The organism is Streptomyces albus subsp. chlorinus (genome assembly GCF_013302895.1).
GTDB classification, from domain to species: Bacteria; Actinomycetota; Actinomycetes; order Streptomycetales; family Streptomycetaceae; genus Streptomyces; species Streptomyces chlorinus.
Genome location: NZ_VJOK01000001.1, coordinates 4,156,944 through 4,166,018 on the forward strand (window position 1 = coordinate 4,156,944; position 9,075 = coordinate 4,166,018).

Genomic DNA, 9,075 nt, shown 5'->3' on the forward strand with positions numbered 1-9,075 from the left:
CCGGTTCAGGACCTGCGGGCCACCCCGCCCTTGCGGCCGATGTTGAACGCCAGCCGGTACACGTCGGGGAGGTCCAGGGCGCCGCTGGTGCGTTTGGTCAGGACGCCGAGTTCCACCAGTTCCTCTATCAGAGCGAAGGGATCGTCGGTGGCACGGGGGCCGCTGTTCTCGTCGTCGTTCTCCCGCATGCGGCGCAGGATCTCCGCCAGTCCGCCCTGCGCCCAGTACTGGCGGACGTGGGACGGCTCCATGGGTACCTGTCCGCCCTCCAGCTGCTCTATGGCGGTGGCGGCCCAGCCGATGTCCTCCTTCAGCTCGTCCACCCGGACCCGCGACGCCTCGTGCAGGCTCTCCCGGAGCGCCTCGTAGTGCAGCGGGTACGGCTGTGTGGCATATCGCTCCGCCGTCAGGTCCGCGGCCGTGCGCAGGGCGAGCAGCCAGGTCCTCGGGCTCACCCGTCCCTTGCCGTCCTGGAGGTGGTTCGGCACCCAGGTGAAGGTGTGGCCCTTGCGCCGGTCGGTGCCCATGTAGGGCCCGGCCAAGGTGATGAAAGCCTGCTCCTGGCACTTCTCGTCGGCGATCAGGTCGACCGGCGCGATGAACCGCCCCTCACCTTGCACCTCCCACGTGCCGTACTGCGCCCGGAACTTCTCCGCTTCGCTGCTCGGGTGGTTCCCCAGCCGGTGGAAAAGCAGCCCGTAGAGGTTCTCTCGGCTCCACGTCAGATCGGCCGCGTTGGCCCCCAGTTTCGAGGCGTCCGGGAACGTCTTGGGCGCGCTGTCGTACATGTCCGGGCGTACGAAGATCTTGGCGCGCAGCGCCCCTGTGGTCAGCCGCAGTTCCAGCGCCACCTGGAACAGCGCCGACACCAGCCGGTCGGCGGTCCTGCGGTCGGCGTGGAGGTGGTCCAGGGCGTCGAAGAGCAGCACACGTGTCTCGCCGCTGTCCCGGGCCTCCCGGTCGGCCTTGCCGAGCGCGTCGTCGTACGCGTCCTCGTTCGCCGCGGTCCAGCGGATACGGTCGGGCCAGTCGGGAATGCTCGCGATCTGCGGTACCTCGAGCGCCATCATCACGACCGCGCGCCAGAAGATGTCATAGCTCTCGGGATCGATCACGTCCCGCAACAGCCTGGCGATTTTCCGCTTGCCCGGGTAAGGGGTCTCACTGTTGCCGCCTGTCCTGAACGCGGTGGTGACCCGGACCCGCCGCAGCCGCGGCATCATGTACGACCGCGCGGCCACCTCCCTCAGCTCCGGATCGATCAGCGCCTTCGCCCAGTACGTCTTGCCGGTGCCGCGGGCGCCCCGGACCACGGTCACGTCGGGGTCGAGCGCGAGGCGGTGGCTGGACGGGGTGAACAGGCGTTGCCGGTCCGGGCCGTCCGTGTCCGCGTCGAGTGCGGCACCGAGGGCCCTGGAGATCAGGGTGCGGTACTCGTCGGTGGTCGGTGGGGCGGTCATGAGGACTCCGGGGCGAGGTGCGGTGGCGGCAGCAGACGCTCCACCGTAGTCGTGAACGTCCGGTACGCGGCCTCGACGAACGGCAGCTCGGGCCAGTCCCGGCTGCGCAGGGGGTCCAGCCCCACCAGGTCGTTGCCGAAGAGGATCGGGATGGGGGCGTGTGGCGCGTCGTCGTCCTCCACGGGAGGGTGGTACAGCTCGTCGCCCTCGTCGTCCGTGTCGAGCTGGTCGTAGAGGGTGTCGGCGAACAACTGCTGGGCGCGGTCCCGCAGGGCGGGCAGCCGCTTCGCGTCCCCGGCGGAGTGGAACATGGCCGCCACGATCCGCAGCCGCTCCCGCAGCTCCCGCGCCAGGGCCGGCCGCTGCTGCCACTGCTTGAACAGCATCTCGTAACCCTCCCAGGTGGAGGGATTGTCCACGGCGAACAGCAGCGCCAGCCCGCTGAGATGGGTCAGCGTGACGGCTGCGATGTCGTGCATCCCGGCCCTGCTGTCCAGCAGGACGACGTCCGGGCGCCGCGACAGCTCGGTCACCTGGTCCTCGCAGGCGGCGATGGCCTCCTCCAGCCGCGCGGCGAACGGCCGGTCGCCGTCACCGGGGTTGAGTCCGGCGAGGTCGCTGTAGATGCGGTTCAGCTTGGCGAGGTAGTCGTACGGTTCGCCGCCCCGCTCCAGGGGCCGACCGCCCGCAGGGGCGAGCCACACCTCGCCGTTGCCGTCGACGGGCAGTGCGGAGCTGCGTGCCACCAGTTCCAGCCCGTCGGCGTTGCCGACGCCGCCTTCTATCAGGTGGTCGACGATGCCGTGGCGGGGGAGGCCGGCGGGGTCCTCCAGCAGGTTGGAGACGCCCGGGGACTCCAGGTCGAGGTCCACCACGAGCACGCAGCGGCCCGTTCCGGCCAGGTGCCGGGCGAGGACGGCGGTGGCGGTGGTGCGCCCCACCCCGCCCTTGAAGCCGTACAGCGCCACCCTTCGGTCCCGGCGCCCGAGGGCCCCGTCGGCAGGGGTGCGGACGCTCCGGGCCCAGTCGGTGCCGATGACGGTCCGCTCCAGCACGTGGACGCTGCCGGTGGAGCCTTGCCGTGGGCTGACCGGTGCGCGGTCCTCGGCGTCGAAGTACAGCTCCGGTGCGAAGAGCCTTTCGCCGAAGAGGAGGGGTTCGAGGCCCGTGAAGGGGCGCGTGGCGGCCACGAACGCGTCACGGAGGGCGACGACGTCCGGGGCGTCGTGAGCGAGGGCGCGCCCCCGGTCGTCGATGAGCAGACAGGCCCGGCCGAGCACGTCCCGGGTGACGACGACGTCCATGCCGAACTGCGCCGCTGCCTGCCGGGCGTGGTCGAGGGCGGCTTGCCAGGCGGTGTCGAAACGCGCGCGGGAACGGCTCATGCGTGGGTCCTCGTGCCCAGGATGCCGGCCTGTTCATGGGCGGCGATGAGGTCGTACGCGGCCTTGAGGTGCCGGTCGACCTCCGCGTCGGTGATCGCGGTGCCGTCGCAGTAGCGGCCCGCGACGTTCCAGCCGGCGAACGGGTTCTTCCAGATGAGCTGCGTGAAGAGCGCGCCCGCTCCACCTCCCCGGCGGCGGTGGGCGACGGCGGTGAGGTGTTCCCACAGCTCGGGGAGGTGCCCGTGTTCCTGCGGTCTCCACTCCCGCACGCCTGGGGCGCCTTTCTTCTTCACCCAGGTGGCGACTTCGTCGTTCACCAGTCGGTTGCGGGTGTTGAGCTGAGAACCCAGGAAGTCGGCCAGGATGGCTTTGATACCGCATTCCGCCGCCAGCCCGGCCAGATGGTCGGCGGATATCCGCAGGTTCTCCTTCGCGGCCAGTACGGCGGCGCGATAGTGGTTCCTGCTCGCCGTCGCGAACGCGGGTGGCTGTGTCGCGGAGGGTGTCGAGGCCGTCACGACGATCACTTTAGCGAGCCGATCAAGAGGCTCGCGGCGGCTTTTCCCAGATCGCGACCACCCTGGGCCGCCGTACGGGGGCACGGGTGCGGCAGGATGGGAGGTCCGGTCCGCGGCTGACGCGGTGGGGCGCTGACGCGGTGCAGGGAGAAGGAAGCGAAGAGTGACGGTGACGACTACGGGCACGGACAAGGCGGCCCTGCTCAAGGACCTGAAGAAGCTGGTCGTCGACCTGGAGGACGACCTGCGGGCCCGCAGCGAGTCCGAGGAGGAGTTCCGCACCCGCCTGGACCGCGAGTGGCGCGAGGCCAAGGAGGCCCGGCGCACCGCCCTGTCCTACCCGGCCTGGCGGGACGAGCGCGTCACGCAGGCCGCCGTGGCGTGGGTGCTCGGCTGTGTCTTCGTCCGCTTCTGCGAGGACAACGGCCTGATCGACGAGCCGTACCTCGCCGGCCCCGGCGAACGCCTCGCCGAGGCGGAGGCCCGGCACGAGGCCCACTTCCGCACCTACCCGCACCACAACAACCGCGACTGGCTGATGGAGGCGTTCCGCCACCTGGCGGGCACCAACGAGACGGCCGCCGGCGTCTTCGACGAGCGGCACAACCCGCTGTGGGGACTGACCCCCGGCTACGAGACGGCGACGGAACTGCTGATGTTCTGGCGCCGCTGGGGCGCGGACGGTGAGATCCGCTACGACTTCACCGACCCCGAGTGGGACACCCGATTCCTCGGCGACCTCTACCAGGACCTCAGCGAGCACGCCCGCAAGACGTACGCGCTGCTGCAAACCCCGGAATTCGTCGAGGAGTTCATCCTCGACCTGACCCTGGAACCGGCGGTCGCCGACGACGGGCAGGGCTTCGGCCTCAACCCCGTGTGGACCGGCCCCGACGGTCGTGAACGCCGCGGCCTGCGCACCATCGATCCGGCGTGCGGCTCGGGCCACTTCCTGCTGGGCATCTTCCACCGCCTGCTGGACAAGTGGCGCCAGGCCGAGCCCGGTACGGACGACTGGACGCTGGTCCGCCGGGTCCTGGAGTCGGTCCACGGCTGCGACAAGAACCCCTTCGCCGCGAGCATCGCCCGCTTCCGGCTCCTGGTCGCGGCGATGCGCGCGGCGGGCACGCGGAGGCTGGCGGACGCGCCGCCCTTCCCCATTAACGTAGCCGTGGGTGACTCGCTTTTGCACGGCCGGGACGCGGCGGGCATCCAGACCGACCTGGACACGCTGTTCGCGGAGGCGGTCGTTGGACGCGAGGAGGGGGAGACGTACGCGTACGCCACGGAGGACGTGTGGGAGTACGCGAAACGGGTGGACCTCCTGGGGCGCGGGTCGTACCACGTGGTGGTGGGGAACCCGCCGTACATCACGGTGAAGGACAAGCAGGAGAACGAGAACTACCGGGCGGCGTACGATGCGTGCGCGGGGACGTACGCGCTGTCGGTGCCGTTCGCGCAGCGCATGTTCGAGCTGGCAGTGAAGGGGCCCGGCGGGCGGTTGGGCGGGGGCGGGTTCGTGGGACAGATCACCGCGAACTCGTTCATGAAGCGGGAGTTCGGCAAGAAGCTGATCGAGGTCGTCTTCCGGAACCGGGTCGAGCTGTCGCACGTGATCGACACCTCGGGCGCCTTCATTCCGGGGCATGGTACGCCTACGGTAATTCTGGTGGGGCGCAACCGGGTGCCCAGTCCTGAGCGGACGGTGCGGGCGGTGCTGGGAGTGCGCGGGGAGCCTGCGCAGCCGGAGGACGCGTCGCAGGGGGCCGTATGGCGGGCGATCGTCGAGCAGGTGGGCAGGCCGGGGAGCGAGTCGGAGTGGGTTTCGGTGGAGGATGCGGCGGCGGCCGTGTTCTCCGGGCATCCTTGGTCTGTGAGTGGCGGTGGGGCCGGGGCACTTGTGGAGTTCCTGACAGCTCATGGAACTCCTATGGAGAGGCGCATCTCAAAGCCGATCGGCCGCGCCATCCGGGCGGGAGCCGACGAGGCGTACCTGCGTCCGCTGCGTTCGACCTACACGCCGCGTGCCGCCAAGCGTGCGCTGCGACCACTGATGGTCGGGGAGATCGTCCGGGACTGGCGAGCCGCTCCCGACGTCGCGATCTGGAACCCCGATTCGAAGGCCGTTCACGAGGAAGGGCTCGGCGAGGAGTTGTGGCCGTGGCGGACGACGCTGGCAGCTCGCAGGACCTTCCAGGGGACGATGGAGGACGCGGGCCTTGAGTGGTGGGACTACATGCAGTACACGTCCTCGGCCTATGCGACCCCGCTGTCCATCACCTTCGCGTTCGTGGCGACGCACAACCACTTCGTGCTGGACCGGGGCGGGAAGGTGTTCAAGCAGTCCGCTCCCGTGATCAAGCTGCCCGAGGGGGCCGGGGAGGATGAGCACCTGGAGTTGTTGGGGGTGCTCAATTCTTCGGCGGCCTGTTTCTGGCTGAAGCAGGTCAGCCATGACAAGGGCAGCCAGGGTGTCAACGAGGGCTTCAAGTCCCAGGAGTGGGAACGCTTCTACGAGTTCACCGGCACCAAGCTGCAAGAGTTCCCCCTCCCGGCCAAGCTCCCGCTCCACCTCGGCCGCGTTCTCGACGCTCAGGCGCAGAAGCTCGCCGAGTTGGAGCCTTCGGCCGTGGCCGCGGCTGTCGTACCCACGCGGCAAGCGCTGGATGCCGCGGAAGCCGAGCACGCCAAGGTCCGCCGCCGCATGATCGCCCTGCAGGAGGAGCTGGACTGGCAGGTGTACGGCCTCTACGGGCTGCTCAGCGACCGCGAGGTCGCCCGGACCGTGACCCCCTCAGCCGACCCCGAGACCATCCCCGAGGTCAAGCTCGGCGAGCGCGCCTTCGAGATCGTCCTCGCGTGGAAGGCCGAGACTGGTGAGGTGGAGACCGCCTGGTTCACGCGCCACGGCTCCACCCCCATCACCGAGATCCCTGCCCACTGGCCGGACTGGTACCGCGAGATCGTCCAGGCCCGTATCGACCTGATCACCAGCCGCAAGGACATCGCCCTCATCGAGCGCCCGGAGTGCAAGCGTCGTTGGGCCACCGACCCGTGGGAGAAGAAGGAACGCGCCGCGCTGCGGAATTGGCTGCTGGACCGCTGCGAGGACGAGGACCTGTGGTTCGAGGTGCGTGACGGGCTGCGCCGACCCCGGACGCTGACCGTCAACAACCTTGCCGACCGGCTCGGTTCCGACCCCGACTTCAGGTCCGTCGCCGCGCTGTACGCCGCCGACCACCTGAAGAAGCCGGATCTCCCCCTTGCGCAGGTCCTGAACGAGATCCTTGCCGACGAGCACGTGCCCTACCTCGCCGCGATGCGCTACAAGGACTCCGGTCTGCGTGCCCGCCGGGAGTGGGAGAAGGTCTGGGAGAAGCAGCGAGAGGAGGACCGTACGGGCACGCGGCTCGACATCGACCCGCCGACCAAGTACAAGTCCTCCGACTTCCTCAAGCAGTCTTACTGGACCCACCGTGGCAAGCTCGACGTCCCCAAGGAACGGTTCATCTCCTACCCGGAGGCGGGCCCGGACAGCGACTCCACACTGATGCTCGGCTGGGCCGGCTGGGACCACAAGGACCAGGCGCTGGCCCTCACGCAGCTGATCGAGACGCGCGTCAAGAGCGACGCCTGGGGCGCCGAACGGCTCGTGCCGCTGCTCGCCGGGCTGCATGAGGTCATGCCGTGGGTACGCCAGTGGTACAGCGCGTACGACGACGAGTGGGAGGGCTCCCCGGCCGAGGACCTGGAAGCGGAGTTCCAGCGCTACCTGCGCATGCATGGCGTGAGCGAGGCGCAGATGAAGGACTGGCGTCCCGTGCGGAAGACGCGGGGGCGGAAAGCCGTACAGCGCCGGGAGACGACCGAACAGCCGGAGCCGGAGCCGGACGACGCGTAGAGCGTGGCGAAGCGGGAGAGTCACTGCGCTCTCCCCCGAGCTGCCGACCGGCGACTCAGCGGGCGGTGCCGGAGGCGTGCGCGGCGAACGCCGACCAGGCGGTGGGGGACATGCGCAGGGGCCAAATCCGGGTGTCCTTGGAGTCGCGTACATGCACAGCCTGCGGGGTCAGGGCCACCTCGACGCAGTTGTCACCAGAGCTGCCGCTGTAGCTGCTCTTGAACCAGTCCAGCTCGGGGGTGCTCATAGCGCTCCTCGCATCTTCTCCAGCAGGCGTACAGTGCCTCGGCAGTCGAGTGCCTGCGAGCGCAGCTTGCCATAGCGCTGGAGCATGATGCTCACGTTCTTCGGAGTGGTGATGAGCATGCTGGTCTGCTGGCCCTCCAAGTAACCCACCCACTCGTGCGCGGGTGTCTCCGCGAGGTACATCAGGCCGTCGATGCCGCCGTGATCCTCCTGTTGTAAGGGCATCACCTGAAGCTCGACGTTGCGACGCGCACCTTGGGCCAGAAGGTGGTCAATGAGTTGCTTCGTTACCTCCGCACCCCCCCATCCGCCGTACCAGCAGCGCCTCTTCGATCACGAAGCTGAACGTGGTGTTCGGGCGCTCGTCCAACAGCCTCTGCCGCTCCAGACGAGCGCTCACCTGGGTTTCGATCTGTTCCTCGGTCAGCGGCGGCAACCTCTGGTCGAAGATGGCCCGAATGTACGGCTCAGGCTGCAACAGCCCAGGAATCGCACGGCACTCGTACGCATAAAGCGACACCGCCTCCTCCTCGATCCCCGCCCACTGCCGGAACCACGACGCCAGCCCCCGCCCTCCGCGTAAGACTCCGCGCCGCAGCTCCCAGCACCTTGGCCGCGGCGGCCCCCAGTGCCGGTTCCGCCCGCGACGGCAGGTCGCTCGGCGGAAACCGCTTCCCCTGCTCGATCTTGGCGACGTAGGCGGTGGAGTACTGCACCCGCTGGGCGAACTCCTCCTGGGTGAGCCGGGCCTCCTCCCGCAGCGCCTTCAGTACCGCGCCGAAGGTCTTGAGGCTGTCGGACAGGTCGTGCTCCCCGTTCGAGCCCCCGGCGCCACCGCCCCCGCTGCCGATCGCCCCGCCGTTGTCCATCGCCATACAGCAGCCTCCCCGTGCACCGGCGCACACCGAACCCACCCCATGGCCACGGGCCGTGACCCACCCAGTCCAGCGAGTGAACCAGTACAGTCGGATCTGTATCGGCGTCGGTCCTGTTGGCGGGGCCGTGGCGGCGGAACCTTGGTCCGCATGCCGACGCCGCAGACCCAAGTCACCGTCACTGTACGTACGTTCGCCCAGCGCTTCTCCTCGACCCGCCGTGGAGCACGCCTCGCACGCAGGCTCGCCGGGCACCAACTGGACGCGTGGGGCGCGTGCCGTACGGCACCACCGCATCCGACACCCTCGTCCTGATCGTCGCCGAGCTGGCCGCCAACGCCGTCCGGCACGGGCGTGTACCGGGGCGTGACTTCGCGCTGCGGCTCGTCCACAGGCCCGCCGCCGCGGTCGTCCGCGTTGAGGTCTCCGACACGCATCCGGCGCTGCCCGTGCGCCTGGCTCCGGCGCCCGCCGACGCCGACGGGGGCGGGGGCCTGCTTCTGGTCGACGTCCTGGCCTCCCGCTGGGGCGTAAGCGAGCGCACCGGGCCGGGCAAGACAGTCTGGGCGGAGCTGGACCTCGCGGCGGGAACCCGCGCCGGACACCCCGCGTGAGCGTGCCCGGCCGTCCGGGCCCGGACGATCACCCGCGGTGATACTCGCTCCCTGGAGGCGTGACGATCTCTCTCCC

General features: G+C 69.7%; 5 protein-coding genes and 2 pseudogenes. 2 read left to right on the forward strand and 5 right to left on the reverse strand.

Features of this window, described 5'->3' with window-relative positions:
* Positions 1-5 precede the first annotated feature (5 nt).
* The 3 genes from FM076_RS18130 to FM076_RS18140 are packed head-to-tail and all read right to left on the reverse strand — an operon-like array spanning position 6 to position 3,363.
* Positions 6-1,460 carry a hypothetical protein gene (locus FM076_RS18130; protein WP_173872016.1) on the reverse strand — a complete coding sequence of 485 codons (1,455 nt, stop codon included), beginning with the start codon at positions 1,458-1,460 and terminating at the stop codon, positions 6-8.
* Positions 1,457-2,845: a KGGVGR-motif variant AAA ATPase gene (locus FM076_RS18135; RefSeq protein WP_173872018.1), complete on the reverse strand. Its 1,389-nt coding sequence runs from the start codon at positions 2,843-2,845 to the stop codon at positions 1,457-1,459. The genes FM076_RS18130 and FM076_RS18135 overlap by 4 nt, the downstream gene beginning before the upstream one ends.
* The gene (locus tag FM076_RS18140; protein ID WP_173872020.1) at positions 2,842-3,363 is read right to left on the reverse strand and encodes a hypothetical protein; all 522 of its coding nucleotides are present in this window, start codon (positions 3,361-3,363) and stop codon (positions 2,842-2,844) included. The genes FM076_RS18135 and FM076_RS18140 overlap by 4 nt, the downstream gene beginning before the upstream one ends.
* Positions 3,364-3,526: 163 nt before the next feature.
* Between FM076_RS18140 and pglX the strand changes: the two genes are divergently transcribed.
* A complete protein-coding gene (pglX, locus tag FM076_RS18145; protein WP_173872022.1) occupies positions 3,527-7,264 on the forward strand; it encodes a BREX-2 system adenine-specific DNA-methyltransferase PglX in 3,738 nt (1,245 codons plus the stop codon).
* Positions 7,265-7,319: 55 nt separating this feature from the next.
* Here pglX and FM076_RS18150 read toward each other — a convergent pair whose 3' ends face one another.
* Together FM076_RS18150 and FM076_RS18155 are read right to left on the reverse strand one after the other, a co-directional pair.
* Positions 7,320-7,511 (reverse strand): DUF397 domain-containing protein, encoded by a 192-nt coding sequence (locus tag FM076_RS18150; RefSeq protein WP_173872024.1) that lies wholly within the window; start codon positions 7,509-7,511, stop codon positions 7,320-7,322.
* A pseudogene (locus tag FM076_RS18155) lies at positions 7,508-8,379 on the reverse strand (helix-turn-helix domain-containing protein). The gene FM076_RS18150 and the pseudogene FM076_RS18155 overlap by 4 nt, the downstream one beginning before the upstream one ends.
* A 156-nt stretch (positions 8,380-8,535) precedes the next feature.
* Between FM076_RS18155 and FM076_RS18160 the strand changes: the two are divergent.
* Positions 8,536-8,999 (forward strand): annotated as a pseudogene (locus FM076_RS18160) (ATP-binding protein).
* Positions 9,000-9,075 lie beyond the last annotated feature (76 nt).

Coding starts and splice junctions, on each gene's coding strand:
- FM076_RS18130 (WP_173872016.1), bottom strand. CDS start 1,460: ATGACCGCCCCACCGACCACCGACGAGTACCGCACCCTGATCTCCAGG.
- FM076_RS18135 (WP_173872018.1), bottom strand. CDS start 2,845: ATGAGCCGTTCCCGCGCGCGTTTCGACACCGCCTGGCAAGCCGCCCTC.
- FM076_RS18150 (WP_173872024.1), bottom strand. CDS start 7,511: ATGAGCACCCCCGAGCTGGACTGGTTCAAGAGCAGCTACAGCGGCAGC.